The organism is Pseudomonas sp. 05T35 (assembly GCF_056396605.1).
The window spans coordinates 1-21,873 of record NZ_JBFTLU010000199.1 but is presented as its reverse complement, the minus strand read 5'-3'; the positions used below and the strand labels follow the sequence as shown (position 1 = coordinate 21,873).

General features: G+C 59.6%; 27 protein-coding genes and 1 pseudogene. 17 read left to right on the top strand and 11 right to left on the bottom strand.

The annotated features are described in order from the left end of the window. Positions 1-78 precede the first annotated feature (78 nt). Positions 79-1,101, bottom strand: coding sequence for an AraC family transcriptional regulator (locus AC1DH9_RS16420; protein ID WP_427537135.1), 1,023 nt, complete (start codon positions 1,099-1,101; stop codon positions 79-81). Positions 1,102-1,234: 133 nt separating this feature from the next. On the opposite strand from AC1DH9_RS16420, the gene AC1DH9_RS16415 reads away from it, so the two are divergent. The 5 genes from AC1DH9_RS16415 (at position 1,235) to AC1DH9_RS16395 (ending at position 4,961) form a co-directional block, all read left to right on the top strand. After that, a complete protein-coding gene (locus AC1DH9_RS16415) occupies positions 1,235-2,419 on the top strand; it encodes an acetyl-CoA C-acyltransferase family protein (protein ID WP_477808429.1) in 1,185 nt (394 codons plus the stop codon). 16 nt (positions 2,420-2,435) lie between these two features. Next, a complete protein-coding gene (locus tag AC1DH9_RS16410) occupies positions 2,436-3,287 on the top strand; it encodes a 3-hydroxybutyryl-CoA dehydrogenase (protein WP_477808431.1) in 852 nt (283 codons plus the stop codon). Next, a complete protein-coding gene (locus AC1DH9_RS16405) occupies positions 3,274-3,927 on the top strand; it encodes a TetR/AcrR family transcriptional regulator (protein ID WP_477808430.1) in 654 nt (217 codons plus the stop codon). The genes AC1DH9_RS16410 and AC1DH9_RS16405 overlap by 14 nt, the downstream gene beginning before the upstream one ends. Positions 3,928-3,955: 28 nt before the next feature. Continuing rightward, the gene (locus AC1DH9_RS16400) at positions 3,956-4,669 is read left to right on the top strand and encodes an SOS response-associated peptidase family protein (RefSeq protein WP_427537137.1); all 714 of its coding nucleotides are present in this window, start codon (positions 3,956-3,958) and stop codon (positions 4,667-4,669) included. A 91-nt stretch (positions 4,670-4,760) separates the two neighbouring features. Beyond that, positions 4,761-4,961 carry a hypothetical protein gene (locus AC1DH9_RS16395; protein ID WP_427537220.1) on the top strand — a complete coding sequence of 67 codons (201 nt, stop codon included), beginning with the start codon at positions 4,761-4,763 and terminating at the stop codon, positions 4,959-4,961. Between the two features lie 81 nt (positions 4,962-5,042). Here the strand turns inward: AC1DH9_RS16395 and AC1DH9_RS16390 are convergent, their stop codons facing one another. Together AC1DH9_RS16390 and AC1DH9_RS16385 are read right to left on the bottom strand one after the other, a co-directional pair. Beyond that, the gene (locus AC1DH9_RS16390) at positions 5,043-5,234 is read right to left on the bottom strand and encodes an SPOR domain-containing protein (RefSeq protein WP_019689859.1); all 192 of its coding nucleotides are present in this window, start codon (positions 5,232-5,234) and stop codon (positions 5,043-5,045) included. Between the two features lie 319 nt (positions 5,235-5,553). Next, positions 5,554-6,189, bottom strand: coding sequence for a lytic polysaccharide monooxygenase auxiliary activity family 9 protein (locus tag AC1DH9_RS16385; protein ID WP_427537139.1), 636 nt, complete (start codon positions 6,187-6,189; stop codon positions 5,554-5,556). A 310-nt stretch (positions 6,190-6,499) separates the two neighbouring features. Here AC1DH9_RS16385 and AC1DH9_RS16380 point away from each other — a divergent pair, with 310 nt between their 5' ends. Beyond that, the gene (locus tag AC1DH9_RS16380) at positions 6,500-6,952 is read left to right on the top strand and encodes a GNAT family N-acetyltransferase (RefSeq protein WP_427537141.1); all 453 of its coding nucleotides are present in this window, start codon (positions 6,500-6,502) and stop codon (positions 6,950-6,952) included. Between the two features lies 1 nt (position 6,953). On the opposite strand, the gene AC1DH9_RS16375 is transcribed toward AC1DH9_RS16380, so the two are convergent. After that, positions 6,954-7,292 (bottom strand): hypothetical protein, encoded by a 339-nt coding sequence (locus AC1DH9_RS16375; protein WP_427534135.1) that lies wholly within the window; start codon positions 7,290-7,292, stop codon positions 6,954-6,956. Positions 7,293-7,588: 296 nt separating this feature from the next. On the opposite strand from AC1DH9_RS16375, the gene AC1DH9_RS16370 reads away from it, so the two are divergent. The 8 genes from AC1DH9_RS16370 (at position 7,589) to AC1DH9_RS16335 (ending at position 12,169) form a co-directional block, all read left to right on the top strand. Beyond that, positions 7,589-7,918 (top strand): DUF6388 family protein, encoded by a 330-nt coding sequence (locus AC1DH9_RS16370; protein ID WP_427537143.1) that lies wholly within the window; start codon positions 7,589-7,591, stop codon positions 7,916-7,918. A 3-nt stretch (positions 7,919-7,921) separates the two neighbouring features. Then, positions 7,922-8,626, top strand: a complete 705-nt coding sequence (locus AC1DH9_RS16365) for a YoaK family protein (protein WP_477808428.1) — start codon at positions 7,922-7,924, stop codon at positions 8,624-8,626. A 65-nt stretch (positions 8,627-8,691) separates the two neighbouring features. After that, entirely contained in the window at positions 8,692-9,084 is a 393-nt protein-coding gene (gene tusD / locus AC1DH9_RS16360) for a sulfurtransferase complex subunit TusD (RefSeq protein WP_427537147.1), read from the top strand. Positions 9,085-9,087: 3 nt separating this feature from the next. Then, positions 9,088-9,450, top strand: a complete 363-nt coding sequence (gene tusC / locus AC1DH9_RS16355) for a sulfurtransferase complex subunit TusC (RefSeq protein WP_427537149.1) — start codon at positions 9,088-9,090, stop codon at positions 9,448-9,450. Next, positions 9,450-9,749 (top strand): sulfurtransferase complex subunit TusB, encoded by a 300-nt coding sequence (gene tusB / locus AC1DH9_RS16350; RefSeq protein ID WP_477808427.1) that lies wholly within the window; start codon positions 9,450-9,452, stop codon positions 9,747-9,749. The genes tusC and tusB overlap by 1 nt, the downstream gene beginning before the upstream one ends. Then, positions 9,746-10,081, top strand: a complete 336-nt coding sequence (locus AC1DH9_RS16345; protein WP_054597834.1) for a TusE/DsrC/DsvC family sulfur relay protein — start codon at positions 9,746-9,748, stop codon at positions 10,079-10,081. Before tusB ends, AC1DH9_RS16345 begins: the two co-directional genes overlap by 4 nt. After that, entirely contained in the window at positions 10,078-11,079 is a 1,002-nt protein-coding gene (locus AC1DH9_RS16340; RefSeq protein ID WP_427537152.1) for a glycosyl transferase family protein, read from the top strand. The genes AC1DH9_RS16345 and AC1DH9_RS16340 overlap by 4 nt, the downstream gene beginning before the upstream one ends. 88 nt (positions 11,080-11,167) lie before the next feature. Then, positions 11,168-12,169 carry a glutathione S-transferase family protein gene (locus AC1DH9_RS16335; RefSeq protein WP_427537154.1) on the top strand — a complete coding sequence of 334 codons (1,002 nt, stop codon included), beginning with the start codon at positions 11,168-11,170 and terminating at the stop codon, positions 12,167-12,169. Positions 12,170-12,286: 117 nt separating this feature from the next. On the opposite strand, the gene cysG is transcribed toward AC1DH9_RS16335, so the two are convergent. The 7 genes from cysG to AC1DH9_RS16300 form a co-directional block, all read right to left on the bottom strand. Further along, the gene (gene cysG, locus AC1DH9_RS16330; protein WP_427537156.1) at positions 12,287-13,681 is read right to left on the bottom strand and encodes a siroheme synthase CysG; all 1,395 of its coding nucleotides are present in this window, start codon (positions 13,679-13,681) and stop codon (positions 12,287-12,289) included. Then, positions 13,682-14,719: a serine--tRNA ligase gene (gene serS, locus AC1DH9_RS16325; RefSeq protein WP_477808426.1), complete on the bottom strand. Its 1,038-nt coding sequence runs from the start codon at positions 14,717-14,719 to the stop codon at positions 13,682-13,684. A 16-nt stretch (positions 14,720-14,735) separates the two neighbouring features. Next, positions 14,736-15,110 carry a fluoride efflux transporter CrcB gene (crcB, locus tag AC1DH9_RS16320; protein WP_019689843.1) on the bottom strand — a complete coding sequence of 125 codons (375 nt, stop codon included), beginning with the start codon at positions 15,108-15,110 and terminating at the stop codon, positions 14,736-14,738. Continuing rightward, positions 15,107-16,432 (bottom strand): replication-associated recombination protein A, encoded by a 1,326-nt coding sequence (locus AC1DH9_RS16315; RefSeq protein ID WP_020723510.1) that lies wholly within the window; start codon positions 16,430-16,432, stop codon positions 15,107-15,109. Before AC1DH9_RS16315 ends, crcB begins: the two co-directional genes overlap by 4 nt. Before the next feature lie 146 nt (positions 16,433-16,578). Beyond that, a complete protein-coding gene (gene lolA, locus AC1DH9_RS16310) occupies positions 16,579-17,202 on the bottom strand; it encodes an outer membrane lipoprotein periplasmic chaperone LolA (RefSeq protein WP_427537160.1) in 624 nt (207 codons plus the stop codon). A 58-nt stretch (positions 17,203-17,260) separates the two neighbouring features. Next, positions 17,261-19,666, bottom strand: coding sequence for a DNA translocase FtsK (locus AC1DH9_RS16305; RefSeq protein WP_477808425.1), 2,406 nt, complete (start codon positions 19,664-19,666; stop codon positions 17,261-17,263). Next, positions 19,641-19,832 (bottom strand): hypothetical protein, encoded by a 192-nt coding sequence (locus AC1DH9_RS16300; RefSeq protein WP_427537164.1) that lies wholly within the window; start codon positions 19,830-19,832, stop codon positions 19,641-19,643. Before AC1DH9_RS16300 ends, AC1DH9_RS16305 begins: the two co-directional genes overlap by 26 nt. Before the next feature lie 161 nt (positions 19,833-19,993). Here AC1DH9_RS16300 and trxB point away from each other — a divergent pair, with 161 nt between their 5' ends. The 3 genes and pseudogenes from trxB to AC1DH9_RS16285 form a co-directional block, all read left to right on the top strand. Continuing rightward, on the top strand, positions 19,994-20,944 hold the full coding sequence (trxB, locus tag AC1DH9_RS16295) for a thioredoxin-disulfide reductase (RefSeq protein WP_427537166.1): 951 nt from the start codon (positions 19,994-19,996) through the stop codon (positions 20,942-20,944). Positions 20,945-21,007: 63 nt separating this feature from the next. Further along, the gene (gene aat / locus AC1DH9_RS16290) at positions 21,008-21,688 is read left to right on the top strand and encodes a leucyl/phenylalanyl-tRNA--protein transferase (RefSeq protein ID WP_427537168.1); all 681 of its coding nucleotides are present in this window, start codon (positions 21,008-21,010) and stop codon (positions 21,686-21,688) included. Positions 21,689-21,746: 58 nt separating this feature from the next. Continuing rightward, positions 21,747-21,873: pseudogene (locus tag AC1DH9_RS16285) on the top strand (arginyltransferase); the annotation flags it as partial.

Genomic DNA, 21,873 nt, shown 5'->3' with positions numbered 1-21,873 from the left:
CCGCTATCGCGAGCAGGCTCGCTCCCACAGGTTTGAGCCTTAACTGACAGGCATTATGGCGTTTTTTTGAAGTACCGATCAGGCATCGACGCGCTTGCCCTGGAACCTCGCCCGGTAACGCCCCGGACTCTCACCGGTCCACTTCTTGAACGCCCGATGGAACGCGCTGGGCTCCTGAAAACCGATCTGCTCGGCAATCGCGGTGATGCTCGATTGGCTCTGGCGCAGCTGTTCAAAAGCAACACCGCGGCGTACTTCGTCCTTGATCTCCTGAAATGAACAGCCTTCACGCTCCAGTTTTCGGCGAACGGTGCTGGGGCTCAAATGCTGTTCGAGCGCAAACGCCTCCAGGGTCGGCCATTGGCTGTAATGGCTGTTGCGCAAACGCTGATGAACCTGCGATGCCAGGCCATGCTGGTTACGGAAACGAATCACCAGCCACTGCGGCGCACTGCGCAAAAATGCCTTGAGCGAAGCCAGGTCCTGAACCACCGGCAATTGCAGATAACGGCTGTCGAACTCGATCTCGGTGCGCTCGGCGCCGAAGGTCAGGTTGGCGCCCCAGAGCAATGAATCATCATTGAGCGACAAACGCTTATGACGAAAGTCCGCACGATCGATAGGAATGCGTCGCCCGCCCAGCCAGCACAGCAGGCTGATCATCAACACCAGAAATGTCTCTTCACCGAAATGCGCGACGTCGCTGTTTTGCGCCTGAGTCTGCAAGCTGATGACTGCACGCTTGCCACGCACCGTTAACGTGCCGCGAAAATCCCGCAGGAACAGGCCGAAATTGGCCAGGCACTGACGCATGGCTTTTTCCAGCGTCGGTTCCTGGATCAGTGCCCGACAGATCAAGGCGAAACTGCCTGGCGGCATGCCGTGGGAGTCCAGCTGAAAGAACTCGTCGTTCAGCTCACGAATCTGCACCAGCCATAACGCCGCAAAAGCAGTGGCCGGCACCCGTGCCGTAGGCTGATCCATCAGTGCCGGATCGATTCCCACCTGTTCGAGCACCGACCGCAGACGCTGCGGATTTTCTCGCAGGGCATGGATCATTGGATACATGAAATAGACCGCCACCGAATCCGTTTCCCGCATGTGATCGTCTCTCTCCTCGGCATCTGAAAGTGGCAAAAAACGCCATCACCGTTGAACAGTTCCGGCATAGGCCAGCGGCGTTGCTGATTCTAGACTCGTGCCCAACAAAAAAGACCTTTTTCAGGAAAACCACATGAACCCTTCCGATATTTTTGTTGTGAGCGCGGTCCGTTCTGCCATCGGCAGCTTTGGCGGTTCACTCAAGGATGTGCCGCCTATCCAGTTGGCAACCGACGTGTGCCGCGCAGCCATTGAACGATCAGGCCTGGCGCCCGAGCACATCGGTCATGCGGTGATGGGGCATGTGATCCCGACGGAGGCGCGCGACGCCTACATTTCACGGGCCGTGGCGATGAATGCCGGCCTGCCGAAAGAGACCCCGGCCTTCAACGTCAACCGCCTCTGCGGTTCGGGTCTGCAGGCGATTGTCAGTGCCGCGCAAAGTCTGATGCTCGGGGATGCCTCTGCCGTGCTGGCAGGCGGTGTCGAATCCATGAGCCGTGGTGCCTACTTGTTGCCACAGGCGCGCTGGGGTGCACGAATGGGTGACATTCAGGGCATCGACTACATGCTCGGCGTGCTGCAAGACCCGTTTGCCGGTTTCCACATGGGCATCACCGCAGAAAACATCGCCGAGCACTACGGCATCTCCCGTCAGACCCAGGATCAACTGGCGCTGCTCAGCCAGCAGCGGGCCGCCCGGGCGATTGCCGAAGGGCGTTTTGCCGGGCAGATCGTGCCGATCGAAGTGGCGAGCCGCAAAGGGACGGTTTCGTTTGCCACGGATGAGCATGTACGGGCAGAAGTCAGCTTCGAGCAATTGAGCGGCATGAAACCCGCGTTCAAAAAAGACGGCAGCGTCACCGCCGGCAACGCCTCTGGCCTCAATGATGGCGCTGGCRCGCTGATCATGGCCACCGGGCAACTCGTTCAGGAACAAGGCCTCAAGCCGATGGCCCGGCTGGTGGGTTATGCCCATGCCGGCGTTGAGCCTTCAATGATGGGCCTGGGGCCGATTCCTGCCACCCGCCTGGTGCTCAAGCGCGCGGGCCTGACGGTGGCCGACCTTGATGTGATCGAGTCCAACGAAGCCTTCGCGGCCCAGGCCTGTGCCGTGGCGCAAGAGCTGGGCTTCGATCCCGAGAAGGTCAACCCCAACGGTTCGGGCATCTCGCTGGGCCATCCAGTCGGCGCCACTGGCGCAATCATCGCGACCAAGGCCATCCACGAACTGCATCGGATTCAGGGACGTTATGCCCTGGCGACCATGTGCATTGGCGGCGGCCAAGGCATTGCCGTGTTGTTCGAACGGGTTTGACGGAAAGGACATGACGATGAATCTGCAGAACATTGGCGTCATCGGCGCCGGCACCATGGGCAACGGTATTGCGCAAATCTGCGCACTGGCCGGTTTCAACGTGACCTTGCTGGACATCTCCGACAGCGCCCTGCAAAAAGCGCTGGCGACCGTGGGCAAGAACCTTGACCGGCAGGTCGCCAAGGCGTCGCTGACCGAGGAGCAAAAGCTCGCGGCATTGGACAAGATCCGCACCAGCACCGACTACAGCACCCTGCACAACGCGCAGTTGGTGATCGAGGCCGCGACAGAAAACCTCGAGCTGAAACTGCGGGTGTTGCAACAGATCGCCGCTCAGGCCAGCGTCGACTGCGTGATTGCCTCCAACACCTCATCGTTGTCGATCACCGAGCTTGCCGCCAGCGTCAGTTCGCCGGCGCGTTTCATCGGCCTGCACTTCTTCAACCCGGTGCCGGTCATGGGGTTGATCGAAGTGATTCGCGGCCTGCAAACCAGCGACRCCACGCACACCCTGGCCCTGGAACTGGCGCAACGCCTGGGCAAGACCGCGATCACCGCCGGTAACCGTCCGGGCTTTGTGGTGAACCGGATTCTGGTGCCGATGATCAATGAAGCGATCCTGGTGTTCCAGGAAGGCCTGGCCAGCGCCGAAGACATCGATGCAGGTATGCGCCTGGGCTGCAACCAGCCGATAGGTCCGCTGGCGCTAGCCGACCTGATTGGCCTGGATACCTTGCTGGCGATCATGCAGGCCTTCTACGACGGCTTCAACGACAGCAAGTACCGCCCCGCTCCGCTGCTCAAGGAAATGGTCGCGGCCGGTTATCTGGGGCGCAAGACTGGCCGTGGTTTCCATACCTATGGCTGAGCGTTGCTCACGCTTTGCCGAGAGCCGGGACAAGGCCCTGGAGCTGTTCGCCAGCAAGGGTTTTGGCCAGGTCGGCATGCGCGAGCTGGCAGCGTTCCTGGGGCTTGCCCCAGGCTCGCTGTATCACCATTACCCGAGCAAGCAGCACTTGCTGCTCGACCTCATCGAAGAATTTTATGAGGAACTGCTGGCAACCCTCGGACGCCTCGAGCGACAGCCGCGAGACCTGCGTGACAGCCTGCACGACGTCATCCATGCACACCTGAACCTGCATCGGGAAATGCCCTGGCATTTTCGCCTGGTGGAGCGCGACTGCGGTTGCCTGAACGAGGATCAGCAAGTGCATGTTCGGCAGTTGCAGGAGCATTACGAACGGCAATTGCTGATGATCCTCTGTCCCTCGCGCCGATTCRGTGAACAAGGATTACTGGCTGCCGGGCACACCATTGCCAGCATGCTCAACAGCGCACCCAGCTGGCTGGCGCTGCACCCGCTGGAGGATCGGGAACGCAACGAACTGCTGGAGAACCTGCTGACCGGGGCCATTGCAGGTTTGCTGGCCCATACCTCCGGCGATCTGCCAGTCCTTCAGACAATAGATCCACTCGCGGCGCCTCCGCCCTGGGCACGACTCGGCTAAGCTGAAAGCYCCACCGGAGGATTTTCCAATGTGTGGAAGACTTTCGCAGTACCGAGGCATCCACGACTTCGTCGCGGCGCTGAGCATGCCCAATCCCCTGGTCAATACTGTGGGCGACCAGCCTCTGGGTCTGTACAACGTCGCGCCATCGACCCAGGTCGCACTCTTCCACCTCGAAGGCGAAACCCTGCATGCTGACCGGGTACGCTGGGGATGGCGACCGGCCTGGTCGAAAGACCACTCCGTGCCCATCAACACCCGGGTCGAGAAAGTCGCACACGGTGCGTTCTTCCGAGCGATCTGGCCGCACCGCGCCATCGTGCCCATCGATAACTGGTTCGAATGGGTTTATGAAGGCGGCCCGAATAAACAGCCTTACCTGATCCGGCGCCGGGATCGCGCTCCCATACTCTGCGCAGCCATTGGTCAGTACCCCGCGGGTGGTCGGGAACCGAAGAAGGACGATGGGTTTGTGATTTTCACTGCAGACAGTGGGGGTGGCCTGGTCGATCTGCATGATCGGCGACCGGTGGTGCTGTCGCCGGAGTTGGCCCGGGAATGGCTCAATCTGGCAATGCCCAAGGAGAGCGCCGAGCAGATGGTGTTGCACGAGGGCGAGCCTGCCGAAACCTTCGAGTGGTTCAAGGTGGATATGGCGATCGGCAACGTTAAGAACCAGAGACCTGATCTCATCACGCCGATCGGCAAGATCATCAGTGGCGATCACAAAAGCAATGGCTGATCGGGTGGCGACACCCGGATTTCTCGACTAGGATTTTCGCGGTATGGAAACGCGTCGCGCCGTTAGCGAGCACTTGGTCTGGGAGACGAAAATGAACCCGATTCGAATGGCCGAGCGGACCTATCGCACTTGGTCCAGCCCGATCCTGCTTGAGCTCAAAGAGAGGGAACATCAGCTGCAACCTTCAGACCGCCAGGCACTTGAAAATGTGATGGTGGAGAGAAGACTTCTGGACACCGGCAATCCTGCCGGCAAGGATCGACGCAAACCTCAGTCGACCGATAACACCTGACAAAAGAGCCCGCTGAATGCGGGCTCTTTTTGTTTTGCGGCGGATGGAAGAACGGCCGAAACACTCATCCAGACGATCGCCTCACTGTGTATTGGAAACGGGTTTCGTTCTGGATGCACGGGCGGGCAATGACGCGGCGTAGGCCAGCGCTTCTTCTCGGCTGCCAAAGGACCCGAGCCGGTCGCTCCGGGTACAGACCTTCCAGAGACCGCTGTTGACGCTGACCACTTGATAACCGTTCATCTGCATTTTGCTAAGCATCGGAGCACTCATAGTCACCTCCATTCGAGTACAGACAGGTCCGAACCTAACTTACACCCGGTTTGGCGTTCTGTGGACTCAACAGGTTGAACGGTCGAATGGCCCGAGACGTACATATGAAACATCTTTCACTGTGTTTTCGACGCTCAGCGCTTATATTTCCCACCGCTCATTCAAGAAACATTCAGCCCGCCTCCTCCCGCGGGCTTTTTTTTGCTTTTTTTTGGGGCCCCAGGGTTCCGTGAAAAACCCAAAAAAAGCCCGGCATCGCTGCCGGGCTTTCGGTTCCAATCCTTTAGAACCTGTCAGGCATCACACTACAAACGTGGCCTCACTTAAAGTCCACGTCGAAGGCTTGATAGAACGCATTGCCGGTGTTGGCGACAATCCACAGCAGCACAATGACGTGATGGCCTTTCTTGCCTGCCGGCAACTTCACTTCATGTTCGACTTTGGCTTTGAGTTCGCTGCTGTGCGCGTAATAAGGCACCTGGGTGTAGAAGTCTTCCGCGAACGGTCTGGCCTCAAGTTGCGCGCGGCTGATGCGCTGTTTCGGGTCCCAGCCATCCTTGGTGATGAACCAGCTGTAGCCGCGGGTGGTATGAGGCGCGGTGTACTGCCAGGTGACATGAAAGGTCTGGCCCGGGTTCACGTTCAGCAGTGGCCAGGTGAATGGACGATTGAGCTTTTTGCTCATTTCCTCGTCGGTGAAGTTGATGCAGTCGCGAGCATCAGTCTTGCCGCCGCTGAGGATAAAACCATCAGCCGGTGGTGCAACGCTGTCGCTGTCCGTCTGATACGGTGCAGGGAAAGGCCCGGCAGTCAGTGACGGGAAGTTCTTGCCGCCTTCCATTTCGTTGACCTGCCACCCTTCCAGGAGACCGACCTCCATGGCGACAGAGCCGCGGCTGGCAGGGGTAGTGACACGACCATGTTTGAGTTGCGCTTGGGTTTGTGGCTTGTTCATTTTTTCACTCCGTTGATTAAGAACGTTCCTTCCTGAGGAACGCTTTCAACCTAACCGAATGACAGGTGAAGTCCACGGCCGCTTTTTTCGCGTTTCGGCCGCATTTTTGAGCAGGACTCAATAGATACTGGCTATCCATACAGTTAAATGTATGAATTCCTACGTCTAGACTGGCAAAAGTACTACAACACAACCCCGCAATCGGAACGATTCACATCAAGACGGTTGCGCGCCACAGGCATTCACTTCGTTAACAACACGCGGTAGTCTCGGTATCGGTTGCCCCAAAACCGTTACAAGGACGTCACGAATGAAACTGCGCATCGAGTTATCGCAAAACCCGCTACCCGAAGAACGCCAGGCGATTATCAACCCCCTGCGCGCCTACAACATCGCCCATGCCGGCGAAGGTCACTACCAGGAAATCGCCCTGTTGGTTCGTGATGAGCAAACCGACGAAATCCTCGGCGGGCTCTACGCAAAACTGTTTTATCAGTGGATGTTCATCGACCTGTTGTCGGTGCCCGAACAGGCACGCGGACAGGGCACCGGCTCACGGCTGATGCACATGGCCGAAGAGCTGGCACGGGAAAAGAGCTGCATTGGGATCTACCTCGACACCTTCGAATTCCAGGCACCGAAGTTTTACAAGAAGCTGGGGTTTACCGAGATTGGGCAGATTGCCGATTACCCGCCGGGCAGCAAGCGCTTCTTTTTTCAGAAACGCCTGACGGCCGCCGAGCCAAACACTGACGCTCACTGACTCACAGACAGGTTGCCAGTGCTGCCAGTCGGCGCTTGGCAACCCAGTTGTCCTGAGTGGCGTAGTACTTCAATGCGCCGCCTTGCACGTCGATGAAGGCCTCGGCCGAACGGGTGTAAACGGTGAAGCCACCGGTTTCGCCGGGTTGCAGGTAACCGCTGGCGTCGACACCGAACACCGCCTCGTCCTGCCAGGCAAACTGCACGCACTGGGCGACGACCAGATCAGGCTTGCTCGAAGCGAGCGTCTTGTAGGGGCTCTGGGAGCGCGCTTCTTTCATCGTCGATCCCGCGCAACCCGCCAGCAAAACGCCAGCCAGCGCCACCATCAAAATACGCATTGTGTTTCCTTATTTGCAAAACGCTGACTGTATCACCGCAAGCAGCTACCCCGAAGCGCCAGGCAAGGTTCTTCCTCATGGCGCCGCTCTGCTTTACTTGATGCTTTACTTGATATAGTTCGCGACAGCCCACGCCGATTCGCGCACCCTGTCGCGCCATAATTGGCGCGTCGCGCCGAGCAACTTCCTCCGGAAAGCCCATGACCCCCAATGCCGAGTTCTACAAACCTTCCACCGACTACGCCGACAAGCTGATCAGCCAGATCGGTCAGACTCCGTCGTGACTAGGACGGTCCATGGCCCCCATCGACTCGCCGCACGAACTGGCGCTGCAACGATTTCTCAATGCACGATCGGCGTTACGCGAAGAACTCGATCACCTGAACCCTCTGGCCGCCCAGGCCAAAGGCGAAACCATGGCGCAGTATCGCAACGAACGACTGCATGAGGCCTACGAGGCAGAAGCCGAGCGTCTGGGCCTGTTTGCCTGGGAGTTGACGTTGCAATTGACCGTGGCCACTGTTGAGGACTATGAAGCCCAGCGGCTGGAGGTGCACAAGGAAGTGGCGCAAATGGCAGGCATGGACTGGAAGGAATATCGCAAGCTGCATGGTCTCGAGAGCTGATAAATGCTGCCGTCTTCACCTAATCGCGCCCATACACCCGGCCTGTTGCATGTGCAGAAATGGCGCGGCCGGATCGGTATGTTGCTGGTGGCGAGCCTGTCTGTGCTGGCCGGCATGACCGACGCTATTGGCTTCATGGCCACCGGCGACTTCGTCTCCTTCATGAGCGGCAACACCACCCGCCTGGCGGTGGCGATCAGCGACGGTGATCTGGGCATGACCTTGCGGTTGCTGGTGTTGGTCGCCATGTTTGTCGTCGGCAACGCCTTGGGCATTGTGGTCAGCCGATTCAGCGGCCGGCGCGCCCTGCCCTTGATGCTGTGCGTCGCTACCCTGTTGTGCGGCGCCGCTGCATGGCCATTAGAGGCTAAATACCCGGCGTTGCTGGCAGCGATCATCGCCATGGGGATGCTCAACGCCGCTGTCGAACAGGTCAATGGCTTTCCGGTCGGGCTGACGTACGTTACCGGCGCCCTGTCACGCWTTGGGCGCGGCCTGGGACGCTGGTTGCTTGGCGAACGCCGCAATGGCTGGCGGGTGCAACTGATCCCCTGGACCGGCATGTTTGCCGGCGCCGTCCTGGGCGCGGTGTTCGAACACCATCTTGGCTTGCAAGCCCTGTATGCCAGCGGCCTGCTGGCCGSCGTGCTCGGCGTTGTTTCACTGAAGATTCCAAGGCGCTGGCAGATGGGCTATATGCCGCGCTGAATCGCCCTTCGCCGCACCGGCGATAAAGCTTTATCATGGCCGCAGATTTGTTGTCAGAGTTCACCATGAAGTTCGCCATTGCGCTGTTTTCCGCCGCACACGCGCCCTCCTCGCGCCGCGCCCTGCTGTTTGCCCAGGCAGCGCTGGCCGGTGGGCACGAGATCGTGCGGCTGTTTTTCTATCAGGACGGCGTTTACAACGCCTCGAGCAACGTCGTTACGCCACAGGACGAGCAGGACCTGGCGCTGCAATGGCGCACCTTCGTCAGCGAGCACCAGCTCGACGGCGTGGTCTGTATTGCTGCAGCGTTGCGCCGTGGCGTGCTGGATGAGGCAGAAGCCAGGCGTTATCAGCGCACGGCAATCAATGTCAGCGCACCGTGGGAATTGTCCGGGCTCGGGCAGTTGCACGATGCGGTGCAAGACGCCGATCGCCTGATCTGTTTTGGAGGGCCATGAAACATGCCTAAATCCTTGCTGATTATCAGCCGGCAGGCACCCTGGTCTGGCCCAAGCGCCCGTGAAGCGCTGGATATCGTACTCGCTGGTGGCGCCTTCGATTTGCCGATCGGCCTGCTGTTTCTCGATGACGGCGTGTTCCAGCTCGCCAGCGGGCAGGACGCCAAGGCCGTGCAACAAAAAGACCTCAGCGCCAACCTGCAGGCGCTTGGGTTGTTTGGTATAGAAGACCTGTACGTGTGTGGCGAGAGTGCAACCGCACGCGGATTGATGCCGACAGCCCTGAGCCTCGAACCGTTGCACGTACTGGCCGCCGAACAGATCTCGGCCGTTATCGACCGTTATGACCAAGTGATCACCCTCTGATGTCGACTTTGCATGTGTTGTCTCACTCGCCGTTTACCGATAACCGGCTGACCAGTTGCCTGCGCGTGCTGGGCGCCAGCGATGCCTTGCTGCTCAGTGGCGATGCGGTCTACGCCTTGCAGCCCGGCACCGCGCCACTCAGCGCACTGCAAGCACACAGCGAAACCTTGCGCCTGTTTGTCCTCGACGAAGATGTTCAGGCTCGCGGCCTGCAAGTGCCCGACTGGGTCAAAAGCGTCGACTATMCGGCCTTTGTCGAACTGTCGATTCACTACGACAAGGTCAACAGCTGGCTATGAATTCGCTCACCGTAGGCGCTCGTCGCATCGATCTGGACAAGGACGGTTACCTGGTTGATCTGGGCGACTGGTCCGCCGAAGTCGCCACGGCGCTGGCTGCCGCCGAAGAACTTGAGCTGAGCCCCGAACACTGGGAAATCCTTGAGCTGCTGCGCGGCTTCTATCAGGAGTTCCAGCTGTCGCCGGCCACTCGCCCGTTGATCAAATACACCGCGCTGAAGCTGGGCCCGGACAAGGGCAACAGCCTGCACCTGAACCGATTGTTCAAAGGCACTCCCGCCAAACTTGCCGCCAAGCTGGCGGGCCTGCCCAAACCGACGAATTGTCTATGACCGATTTCGCCCCACTGATCACTGAAACACCTGCCGAACACCCTTTCGCGCAGTTCGTGCGGATCCTCGGCAAAGGCAAACGCGGCGCCCGCAGCCTGACCCGCGAAGAGGCCCGCGAGGCCATGGGCATGCTGCTCGACGACAAGGTCGAGGACACTCAACTCGGCGCCTTCCTGATGCTGTTGCGGCACAAGGAAGAAAGCCCGGAAGAGCTGGCAGGTTTCACCGAAGCCTTGCGCGAGCGGTTGAACGCGCCAGCGCTGGGTGTCGACCTGGACTGGCCGACCTACGCCGGCAAGAAACGCCACCTGCCGTGGTACCTGCTGGCGGCCAAGTGCCTGGCGCAAAACGGCGTGCGGATCCTGATGCATGGCGGTGGCGCACATACCGCCGGGCGGCTGTACAGCGAGCAACTGCTCGAACACTTGCAGATTCCGTTGTGCCGTAATTGGCAGCAAGTGGGTGAGGCTCTGGAACAAGGCAATCTGGCGTTCATCCCGCTGGGCGACTGGGCGCCGCAACTGCAACGGATGATCGACCTGCGCAACACCCTCGGCCTGCGTTCACCAATCCACTCGCTGGCGCGGATTCTCAATCCACTGGGCGCGCGCTGTGGCTTGCAAAGCATCTTTCACCCCGGCTATCAGGGCGTGCACCGCGACGCCAGCGGCTTGCTGGGCGATAACGCGATCGTGATCAAGGGCGATGGCGGTGAGATCGAGATCAACCCGGATGCCGACAGTCACTTGTACGGCACCACTGGCGGTCAGAGCTGGGACGAGGAATGGCCGCAACTGTCRGCGCAACGCCACGTCAAACCGGCGAGCCTTGATCCTGAACACTTGAAAGCCGTATGGCGCGGCGACGTGGTCGACAGCTATCCGCAAATGGCGCTGATATCGACCATGGCCCTGGCCTTGCGCGGTCTCGGTACACCGCGTGATGAAGCCTTCGTCAAGGCTCAGCAGTTCTGGGATGCTCGCGACAAATCTATTTAATCGATCATTAACGCCCAACCTTTGCGCTTTTTGTTCGAAGGGATCGGATTAGACTCAACTCCAACGTTTAACGACTTTGGAGTTCAAGATGGGTTTGCTGATCGAAGGGCAATGGCGTGATCAGTGGTACGAAAGCAGCAAGGACGGCGCGTTCCAGCGCGAACAAGCGCAGCGCCGTAACTGGCTGACCGCCGACGGTAAACCCGGCCCCAGCGGCGAGGGCGGCTTCCCTGCACAAGCGGGTCGCTATCACCTCTACGTGTCGCTCGCCTGTCCCTGGGCGCATCGCACACTGATTCTGCGTAAGCTCAAAGGCCTGGAAAGCCTGGTCGATGTGTCGGTGGTCAGCTGGCTGATGCTGGAAAACGGCTGGACCTTCGACAAGGCCTTCGGCTCCACGGGCGACAAGCTCGACCACCTCACGTTCATGCACCAGCGCTACACCGCCGATACCGTCGACTACACCGGCCGCGTAACGGTGCCGGTGCTGTGGGACAACCAGCAAAAACGCATTGTCAGCAACGAATCGGCGGAAATCATCCGCATGTTCAACAGTGCGTTCGACGGTCTGACCGGCAATGGCCTGGACTTCTACCCGCAACCATTGCGCGCTGAAATCGATGAGCTGAATGCGCGGATTTATCCGGCGGTGAACAACGGCGTGTATCGCGCCGGGTTTGCCACCTCGCAAACGGCCTATGAAGAAGCCTTTGATGAGCTGTTCAGCGAACTCGACTGGCTGGAAAACCGGCTGGGCGAGAAGCGCTACCTGGCCGGCGAATACCTGACCGAGGCGGACATTCGCCTGTTCACCACGCTGATTCGCTTCGACGCGGTGTATTACAGCCACTTCAAGTGCAACCTGCGGCGGATCGCCGATTACCCGAACCTGTCGAACTGGCTACGCGAGTTGTATCAGTGGCCGGGGATCAGCGACACTGTGGACTTTGCCCACATCAAGGGGCACTACTACGCGAGCCATCGCACGATCAATCCGACCGGCATCGTGCCGAAGGGACCGGCGCAGGATTTCACCGCTACGCATGATCGGGAGCGGTTGAGCGGGAAAGGGGTTTGGCGCAGGACTTGAATTCAATCTGATTTTTCAAGGGACCCATCGCGAGCAGGCTCGCTCCCACAGGAGATTTGTGAACGACACAAATTAAATGTGGGAGCGAGCCTGCTCGCGATGAGGGCGACGCGGTGTTCAGACTTGCGACTGGGCGCCTTCAAACCACGCGAGTTTCTCGCGAAGTTGCACCACCTCTCCCACGATCACCAGTGTCGGCGCATGCACTTCATGCTCCGCCACCAGCTGTGGAAGGTTGGCCAGCGTGCCGGTGAAAACCCGCTGATTAGGCGTCGTGCCCTGCTGGATCAACGCTGCCGGCGTGTCCGCTGAACGACCATGCCTGATCAATTCTTCACAGATGATCGGCAGCCCCACCAGCCCCATGTAAAACACCAGGGTTTGCGCGGGCGCGACCAGATCGCCCCACGGCAGATCCGAGGTGCCATCCTTAAGGTGACCGGTGATAAAGCGCACCGACTGCGCGTAATCACGGTGGGTCAGTGGAATCCCGGCGTAGGCCGCGCAACCGCTGGCGGCGGTAATACCCGGCACGACCTGGAACGGAATGCCGTGGGCCGCCAGTTCTTCGATCTCTTCGCCACCACGGCCAAAGATGAACGGATCACCGCCCTTCAGCCGCACCACACGCTTGCCCTGCTTGGCCAGGTCGACCAATTGCTGGTTGATCTGGTCCTGAGGCACCGCGTGATCGGCACGTCGTTTACCGACATAGATCCGCTCGGCATCACGACGGCACAGCTCGAGAATCGCCGGTGCCACCAGACGGTCATACAGCACCACATCGGCTTGCTGCATCAGCCGCAAGGCGCGGAATGTCAGTAGATCCGGATCACCCGGCCCGGCGCCGACCAGATACACCTCACCTGGAGCGTTGGGGGACTCGCCGTTGATTTTCGCCAGCAGCAAACGCTCGGCTTCAGCGCCCTGCCCGGCCAGTTGACGATCCGCGATCGGCCCCTGGAACACCTCTTCCCAGAATGCCCGACGCTGCTGCACATCCGGGAACAGACCTTTGACCTGATTGCGAAAACGCGCCGCCAACCCGGCCAGTTGGCCATAGGTCGAAGGAATCCAGGTTTCCAGTTTGGCGCGGATCAACCGCGCCAGCACCGGCGCATCGCCGCCGCTGGACACCGCAATCACCAACGGCGAACGGTCGACGATCGCCGGGAAGATCACGCTGCACAGGGCCGGCGCGTCCACCACGTTGACCGGCACGCAGCGCCGATGAGCGTCTTTGGAAACTTGCGCATTCAGCGGTTCGTCGTCGGTAGCGGCAATGATCAGCCCGCAACCGTCGAGGTCCGACTCACGATAGCCGCGCAACACCAACTCGCCGCCACTGTTCTGCACCAGCTCACGCAGCTGGGCTTCGATCTCAGGTGCAACGACCCGCAGCAACGCGCCGGCGTCGGCCAGCAGACGGGATTTGCGCAAGGCAATCTCCCCTCCACCGACGACCAACACACGACTGCCGCGCAGGTTGTGAAACAGCGGCAGAAATTCCATTTAGCCGATGACCTCAAGGCCGCCCATGTACGGCTTGAGCACGGCTGGCACGCGGATCGAACCGTCGGCCTGCTGATAGTTCTCCAGCACCGCCACCAGGGTACGACCGACCGCCAGGCCGGAACCGTTCAGGGTGTGGACCAGCTCAGGCTTGCCGGTTTCCGGGTTACGGAAACGTGCTTGCATGCGCCGGGCCTGGAAATCGCCGCAGTTGGAGCACGACGAAATTTCACGGTATTTGCCCTGGCTCGGGACCCACACTTCCAGATCGTAGGTCTTGACCGCGCTGAAGCCCATGTCGCCGGTGCACAGCGCCAGAGTACGATATGGCAGTTCCAGCAATTGCAGGACTTTCTCGGCGTTGGCGGTCAGGCTTTCCAGCGCTTCCATCGAAGTCGACGGCTCAACGATCTGGACCATTTCGACTTTGTCGAACTGGTGCTGACGAATCATCCCGCGGGTGTCACGGCCCGATGCACCGGCTTCGCTGCGGAAGCACGGGGTGTGAGCGACGAATTTGATCGGCAGCAGTTTGGCGTCGATGATTTCGCCAGCCACGATGTTGGTCAGCGACACTTCAGCCGTCGGGATCAGGTACAGATCGGCTTCGCCTTCGCGGCTGATCTTGAACAGGTCTTCCTCGAACTTCGGCAGTTGACCGGTGCCCTGCAAGGCCGGCGCCTGAACCAGATAAGGCGTGTAGGCCTCTTCATAGCCATGCTCGGTGGTGTGCAGGTTGATCATGAACTGCGCCAGTGCGCGGTGCAGGCGGGCAATCGGCCCACGCAGCAGGGAGAAACGGGCACCGGAAAGTTTGGCTGCGGTTTCAAAGTCCAGCCAGCCGAACTTCTCGCCCAGCGCGACGTGATCCTTGACCTCGAAGTCGAAGGTGGTCGGCGTGCCCCAACGGCGCACTTCGACGTTGCCGTCTTGTTCTTCCAGCGCTTCGATGCGCGCAACATCCAGGCTGAAGCCACGGGATGCCAGGCGGTCCGCTACGTCCTGAAGGTTGCTACGTAACAGTTTGGAATCGAGCATGTCGGTCTCTCGTTTATCAAAGTTTGGTCAGGGACAGGCCAGCCCAGGTCGCGAGCAGCCCGCCGAATACGCTGATCGCCGCATAGCCCAGGGCCAGCGGCACTTGCCCGCTTTCGAGCAAGCGCACCGTATCCAGTGAAAAGGATGAAAAAGTCGTCAGGCCGCCAAGGAAGCCCACCATCAACCCGGCACGCACCTCAATCGGCACTTCCGGGCGCAACATAAACAGGCCGTACAAAAAGCCGATCAACAGGCAGCCAATGATATTAACGGTCAGCGTAGCGGTATAGAAGTGCCGCGGCCAATTCGCGTTGATCCAATTGCCGGTAGCGAAACGTAATAAGGTGCCGGCAATACCGCCGACGGAGACCGCAACGATCAAGGGAATCAAGGTTTTCTCCGCTGTTTGGGGCTCAGACGGTCCAGCTGCGCAAGGTGGTTGAGCTTCTCGCCGATCTTCAATTCGAGGCCACGTGGTACCGGACGATAGAACGACTGCGGCTCCAGTTCCTCCGGGAAATAATCTTCGCCGGCCGCGTAAGCGTCCGGTTCGTCGTGGGCATAACGGTATTCGTCGCCGTAACCGAGTTGTTTCATCAACTTGGTCGGGGCATTGCGCAAATGCAGCGGGACTTCCAGCGAGCCATGCTCGGCAGCGCTACGCATGGCAGCTTTGAAGCCCATATAAACCGCGTTGCTTTTCGGCGCACAGGCCAGATAGGTAATCGCCTGCGCGACCGCCAACTCGCCTTCGGGGCTGCCCAGTCGCTCCTGCACATCCCACGCCGCCAGGCACAGGCTCAAGGCACGCGGGTCGGCATTGCCGATGTCTTCGCTGGCCATGCGCACCACGCGCCGGGCCAGGTACAACGGATCGCAGCCACCGTCGAGCATCCGTGCGAACCAGTACAGCGCGCCGTCCGGGTTGGAGCCGCGCACCGATTTGTGCAGCGCAGAGATCTGGTCGTAAAACGCTTCGCCGCCTTTGTCGAAACGTCGCCGGGTGTCGCCAAGCAGGCTTTGCAGCAGCTCGACGCCGATTTCCGTGCCGTCTTCGGCCAGGTCGGAGGCGTTTTCCAGCAAGTTCAGCAAACGCCGGCCGTCACCGTCAGCGGCGCTGAGCAGCATCTTGAAGCCATCATCGCCGAGGCTCAGCTGACGCTTGCCCAGGCCGCGCTCTTCGGTCAACGCCCGCTGCACCAGTTTGTGCAGCGCGGTTTCGTCGAGGCTCTTGAGCACGTAGACGCGCGCACGGGACAGCAGTGCGTTGTTCAGTTCAAAGGATGGGTTTTCGGTGGTCGCGCCAATGAAAATCAGCGTGCCGTCCTCGACGTACGGCAGAAAGGCATCTTGCTGCGACTTGTTGAAGCGATGCACTTCGTCGACGAACAGAATGGTTCGACGGCCATATTGCCCGGCCTGCTGCTTGGCGACTTCCACCGCCTGGCGAATCTCCTTGACCCCGGCCAGCACCGCCGAGACCGTTTCGAAGTGCGCATCCGAGACTTCCGCGAGCAGCCGCGCCAGAGTGGTTTTACCCACGCCCGGCGGCCCCCAGAAAATCATCGAGTGCAAGGCACCCTGCTCCAGCGCCTCGCGCAACGGCTTGCCGCGGGCCAACAGGTGTTCCTGACCGACATACTCGTCCAGATTGGCCGCACGTAAACGGGCAGCCAAGGGCTGAGCTATCGGGGCACTGCGAAACAGGTCCATCACTACTTATGAAACCTCTACTGGGTCCTCAACCGCCACAATCCTTGTGGGAGCAAGCCTGCTCGCGAATGCGGTGTGTCAGACAACATTGATGGTGACTGACACTCCCTCTTCGCGAGCAAGCCCGCTCCCACAGGTTCTGCGTCTTACTCCTGGATCACATCGGCACCCTTGGGGATGTCGAACTTGAACTTGGAGGCCGGAATCGGCTCGTTGGCCTTGACTCCGGTGAACAGGATATTGGTGCGCTGGCCGACGCTGTCGATCATCTGCATGTCATTGACCATGCCGTTGCGGAACGACAGGCGCAGGCTGTCGAACAGCGTGTCCTTGGTCTTGGGCTTGAGCGTGAAGTCGATCACGCCGCCAGCTTCCTTGGAGGTGATGGCGAAGCTCTGGCTGATTTTCGACACGTCACCGGACAGCAACAGGGCTGGAGTCTGGGTCAGGCGCTGATCGAGCTTCTTGATGGTGACTTGTTGCAGATCAGGGTCCCACAGGGAAACCTTCTTGCCATCCGACACCATCAGCTGTTCTTGCGGTGCATCGGTGTGCCAGTAGAACAGGCCCGGACGCTGCAACGACATCTCGCCAGAGGTTTCCTGCAACTGAGTACCGCTGCCATCGAGGGTCAGCTGAGAGAAACGTGCGGTCAGGGTCTGCGACTTTTCGAGCAGTTGAGTCAGACGCGCCACATCCTTGTCATCGGCGTGGGCCGAGAGTGTGGTTAAAGCCAGTACCGGCAGCAGCAACATGCGGATAAGACGCATGGGAGTCCTCTTTGATATTCGTTTGAATGGCATGCCGCGTGATCTCACGCGGCACCGGTCAGTCGCGCATAGGGCCTGGTGCAAGCACTTCGCGCGAGCCGTTGGTATTCATGGAGGTCACGACCCCGGCCATTTCCATGGCTTCGATCATGCGCGCAGCGCGGTTGTAGCCGATCTTCAGTTTGCGCTGAACCGCAGAGATCGAGGCGCGGCGGCTTTCCAGCACGAACTGCACCGCTTCGTCATAGAGCGCGTCGGTTTCAGCATCATCGTCGCCACCGCCACTGCCGCCTTCAAAACCACTGCCCGCCTCTTCGACACCGTTGAGGATGTCATCGTTGTACTCCGGTGCACCGCGCAGTTTCCAGGCTTCAACCACCCGGTGAACTTCATCGTCGGAAACGAACGCGCCGTGAACCCGAATCGGCAGACTGGTGCCCGGCGGCATATAGAGCATGTCACCGTGACCCAGCAACTGCTCGGCGCCACCCTGGTCGATGATGGTTCGCGAGTCGATCTTGCTCGATACCTGGAACGCCATACGGGTCGGAATGTTGGCCTTGATCAGACCGGTGATCACATCCACCGACGGACGCTGGGTCGCAAGGATCAAGTGAATACCGGCCGCACGGGCTTTCTGGGCGATCCGCGCAATCAGCTCTTCAACCTTCTTGCCGACGATCATCATCATGTCGGCAAATTCGTCGACCACCACCACGATGGTTGGCAGCTTGGTCAGCAGCGGCGCTTCGTCGTGGATGCTTTCGCGGTTGTACAATGGATCTGTCAGCGGTGTACCGGCTTCCTGCGCCTCTCTGACCTTCTGGTTGAAGCCCGACAGGTTACGCACGCCCATCTTCGCCATCAGCTTGTAGCGGCGCTCCATCTCGGCCACGCTCCAGCGCAACGCGTTGGYGGCGTCCTTCATGTCGGTGACCACCGGGCACAGCAGGTGCGGAATGCCTTCGTAGATCGACAGTTCAAGCATTTTCGGGTCGATCATGATCAGTTTGGCGTCTTCCGGGCCCGACTTGAACAGGATCGACAGGATCATCGCGTTCACGCCTACCGACTTACCGGAACCGGTGGTACCGGCTACCAGCAGGTGAGGCATTTTTGCCAGGTCGGTGATGACCGGCTTACCGCCGATGTCATGGCCCAGGGCCAGGGTGACCGGGGACTTGGCGTCATCGTATTCCGGCGTCGATAGCACTTCGGAGAAGCGCACAATCTGCCGGTCTTCGTTGGGAATCTCGATCCCGACCGTGGTCTTGCCGGGAATCACTTCCACCACCCGCACACTGGTCACTGCCAGCGAACGCGCAAGGTCTTTGGCCAAGTTGGAGATACGGCTGACTTTTACCCCAGCCGCCGGTTGAATTTCGTAACGGGTAATCACCGGGCCAGGGTGAATCGAATCCACCGAGACTTCGACGCCGAATTCCTTGAGCTTGATTTCCAGCAGATGGCCAACCGCAGCCAGCGACTCAGGCGAATAGTTGAGTTGTTTCTTTTCAGCCGGGTCGAGAATCGAGATCGGCGGCAAGGTACCTTCCACTGCACTGTCTACGAACAGCGGCGCCTGTTTCTCTTTTTCGACGCGTTTGCTTGGAGGCGGCGCTTTCGGCGGTGCTGGAGCAATCACCGGCGGAACCTGCTTCTCGCGCTCGGACATGTGCTTGCTCAGGGCCTGTTCACGCTCGATCAGGCGTTCCTTGACCTTGGCTTGCTCGCGCTTGTCGGTCACGGTCGGTGCCACGACCTCGTGTACCCGATCGTCGACTTCACGCAATTGTGCAACCAGTTGCTTGCGCTCGGTGCGCGCAGCCCACCAGCGATTGGCGGCCCCCTGGAACAGCTCGAACAGGTCGAGGGTGATCTTGCCAGTGACGTCCATCACCTTGAACCACGAGAGGTCGGTGAACACGGTCAGGCCGAACAGAAAAAGTGCGATGAACATCAGGGTGCTGCCCTGGATATTCAGCGCGTTCTTCGCCAGGTCGCCCAGGCTTTCACCCAATGCACCGCCGGCGCCGGCCGGCAAACCGGTCGGGGCGTGGAAATGGATATGCGCCAGGGCCGCGCCCGACAGCACCAGAAACACCAAACCGATCAGGCGCCAGGAAAACAGCCAGCCGCTCCACTGCCACGGTTCGTGGCGTTGACGGAAGATCTGGTAGGTCTTGACCGCCAGCAACAGCGGGAAGATATAGGCGAAGTAACCCAGCACCATGAACAGAATATCGGCGCTGTAAGAGCCGGCCGGCCCACCGAAATTCTGTACATCATCGATTTTGCTGTTATGACTCCAGCCCGGATCGTCCTTGCCATAGGTCAGCAAGGCCATCATCAGGAACAGGCACAAGGCACCGATGGCGATCAGTGCACCTTCCTTGAGCCGGTAGTGCAGATGCTGACGCCAAAGTGGAACTACTGTTTTAGGTGCTGCGGTGGATTTCTTCAAAACGCGTCTTTTCCTGCGCCTGTAGCGCGTCCAACTGTTGATTGACTACAAAAACTGCCCACTCCGGGCAGGTAACAAAGTTAACGGGCGCAACAGAGACTACTTTTAACACTCTGACATCGAAATCTGAAACCGGTAGGCGCTGACGAAGACTGTCCTGTTTCATCCCAAGCCTTGGAACATCCCGATACAGACCGGCATTGTACGGGTTTGCCCTCACGATGCCACGCCAGAGCAGCTAAGGTGTAGCATAGCCAAAAGTACGTTGCGCGCGCTTCAATTTGAGCATGCATTCTCTTTTGTGACAAAGGCTTATGAGGTGTTTTTATGAGCGAAGCTAAGCATTCACGCCTGATCATTCTGGGTTCCGGCCCTGCCGGGTACAGCGCCGCCGTTTATGCCGCTCGCGCCAACCTCAAGCCGACCGTCATCACGGGCCTGCAAGCCGGCGGTCAATTGACCACCACCATTGAAGTCGACAACTGGCCAGGCGACGTTGAAGGCCTGACCGGCCCGGTGCTGATGGAGCGCATGCAAAAACATGCCGAGCGTTTCGACACCGAGATCGTCTACGACCACATTCACACCGCAGAGTTGCAGCAGCGGCCGTTTCGGCTTACCGGCGACAGCGGCACCTACACCTGCGATGCACTGATTATCGCGACTGGTGCTTCGGCACAATACCTGGGGCTGCCTTCTGAAGAAACCTTCGCCGGCAAAGGCGTTTCTGCCTGTGCCACCTGCGATGGGTTTTTCTACCGTAATCAGGTGGTCGCGGTGATTGGCGGTGGCAACACGGCCGTTGAAGAAGCGCTGTACCTGGCCAACATTGCCAAGGAAGTGCACCTGATCCATCGTCGCGACAAATTGCGCTCAGAGAAGATTCTTCAGGACAAACTGTTCGAACGTGCCAAAAATGGCAACATTCGCCTGCACTGGAACCAGAACCTCGAAGAGGTATTGGGCGATGCCAGCGGCGTAACCGGTGCACGCCTGCGCAACAGCCTGACTGGCGAGATGAAAGACCTGGAGCTGACCGGTGTATTCATCGCCATTGGCCACAAACCCAATACCGACCTGTTCCAGGGTCAGCTGGAGATGCATAACGGCTACCTGCGAGTCCGCGGCGGCAGCGAAGGCAATGCCACCGCCACCGAGATCGAAGGGGTGTTTGCCGCCGGCGATGTGGCCGACCACGTCTACCGTCAGGCGGTAACTTCCGCCGGTGCCGGCTGCATGGCGGCACTGGACGCTGAAAAATACCTCGATGACAACTGATATACATTCATTGCGGTGGGCCCCAGCCCATCGCCGCCCTCCCCTTCTGCAAGCCTGGATACCATGCTGACCTGGTTACAACGCGATTCCCTGAAATTCCCGCCGCTGGAAAAAGCCATGCGCGACCCCAACGGCCTGCTTGCCGCTGGCGGCGACCTGAGCGCCGATCGGCTGATCCAGGCTTACCGCCACGGTTGTTTCCCGTGGTTTTCGGAGGGCCAACCGATCCTCTGGTGGTCGCCGGACCCACGCACCGTATTGTTTCCCGACGAACTGCATATTTCTCGCAGCCTCGGCAAGCTGTTGCGCCAAAAGCGTTACGACGTGACGTTCGATCAAGACTTCCCGGCCGTCATACGCGCCTGCGCAGCTCCGCGGGAGTACGCCGATGGCACCTGGATCACCGAAGCGATGCAAACCGCCTACATGGAGCTTCACGCTCGCGGATACGCCCACTCGGTCGAAGTCTGGGACCAAGGGGTATTGGTGGGCGGACTCTATGGCCTGGCCATGGGTCAGCTGTTTTTTGGTGAATCGATGTTCAGCCGCGCCGACAACGCTTCCAAGGTCGGCTTCGCCACGCTGGTCAATTACCTCAAGGACGCCGGTTTCGTATTGATCGACTGCCAGATGCCAACCGGTCATCTGCATAGCCTGGGTGCCCGGGCGATCCCGCGCCGAGAGTTTGCAGGCTATCTCCAGCAACACCTTGATCAACCCAGCCGCGCCCCATGGGTTTGCTGAGCGACTTTTGCGCTCGTGGCTTACACTTAATTGAACAGCTATTCCCGAGGGTTGATTCATGACCGAGTTGGCGCGCCTCAAGTTCTATGCCACTCAGCCCCACTCTTGCAGCTATCTGCCCGATGAACAGGCCACCACGCTGTTCCTCGACCCTAGCCAGCCCATGGATGTGCATGTCTATGCAG

Bases quoted from the DNA above. Each gene is read 5' to 3' on its own strand.
- AC1DH9_RS16400 (WP_427537137.1), top strand. From the start codon at position 3,956: ATGTGTGGAAGACTTTCGCAGTACCGAGGCATCCACGACTTCGTCGCG.
- AC1DH9_RS16345 (WP_054597834.1), top strand. From the start codon at position 9,746: ATGAATTCGCTCACCGTAGGCGCTCGTCGCATCGATCTGGACAAGGAC.
- AC1DH9_RS16335 (WP_427537154.1), top strand. From the start codon at position 11,168: ATGGGTTTGCTGATCGAAGGGCAATGGCGTGATCAGTGGTACGAAAGC.
- AC1DH9_RS16370 (WP_427537143.1), top strand. From the start codon at position 7,589: ATGGCCCCCATCGACTCGCCGCACGAACTGGCGCTGCAACGATTTCTC.
- AC1DH9_RS16300 (WP_427537164.1), bottom strand. From the start codon at position 19,832: ATGAAACAGGACAGTCTTCGTCAGCGCCTACCGGTTTCAGATTTCGAT.
- AC1DH9_RS16380 (WP_427537141.1), top strand. From the start codon at position 6,500: ATGAAACTGCGCATCGAGTTATCGCAAAACCCGCTACCCGAAGAACGC.
- AC1DH9_RS16390 (WP_019689859.1), bottom strand. From the start codon at position 5,234: ATGAGTGCTCCGATGCTTAGCAAAATGCAGATGAACGGTTATCAAGTG.
- serS (WP_477808426.1), bottom strand. From the start codon at position 14,719: ATGCTCGATTCCAAACTGTTACGTAGCAACCTTCAGGACGTAGCGGAC.
- tusD (WP_427537147.1), top strand. From the start codon at position 8,692: ATGAAGTTCGCCATTGCGCTGTTTTCCGCCGCACACGCGCCCTCCTCG.
- AC1DH9_RS16395 (WP_427537220.1), top strand. From the start codon at position 4,761: ATGAACCCGATTCGAATGGCCGAGCGGACCTATCGCACTTGGTCCAGC.
- AC1DH9_RS16375 (WP_427534135.1), bottom strand. From the start codon at position 7,292: ATGCGTATTTTGATGGTGGCGCTGGCTGGCGTTTTGCTGGCGGGTTGC.
- AC1DH9_RS16420 (WP_427537135.1), bottom strand. From the start codon at position 1,101: ATGCGGGAAACGGATTCGGTGGCGGTCTATTTCATGTATCCAATGATC.
- aat (WP_427537168.1), top strand. From the start codon at position 21,008: ATGCTGACCTGGTTACAACGCGATTCCCTGAAATTCCCGCCGCTGGAA.
- tusC (WP_427537149.1), top strand. From the start codon at position 9,088: ATGCCTAAATCCTTGCTGATTATCAGCCGGCAGGCACCCTGGTCTGGC.
- cysG (WP_427537156.1), bottom strand. From the start codon at position 13,681: ATGGAATTTCTGCCGCTGTTTCACAACCTGCGCGGCAGTCGTGTGTTG.
- trxB (WP_427537166.1), top strand. From the start codon at position 19,994: ATGAGCGAAGCTAAGCATTCACGCCTGATCATTCTGGGTTCCGGCCCT.
- AC1DH9_RS16315 (WP_020723510.1), bottom strand. From the start codon at position 16,432: ATGGACCTGTTTCGCAGTGCCCCGATAGCTCAGCCCTTGGCTGCCCGT.
- AC1DH9_RS16385 (WP_427537139.1), bottom strand. From the start codon at position 6,189: ATGAACAAGCCACAAACCCAAGCGCAACTCAAACATGGTCGTGTCACT.
- lolA (WP_427537160.1), bottom strand. From the start codon at position 17,202: ATGCGTCTTATCCGCATGTTGCTGCTGCCGGTACTGGCTTTAACCACA.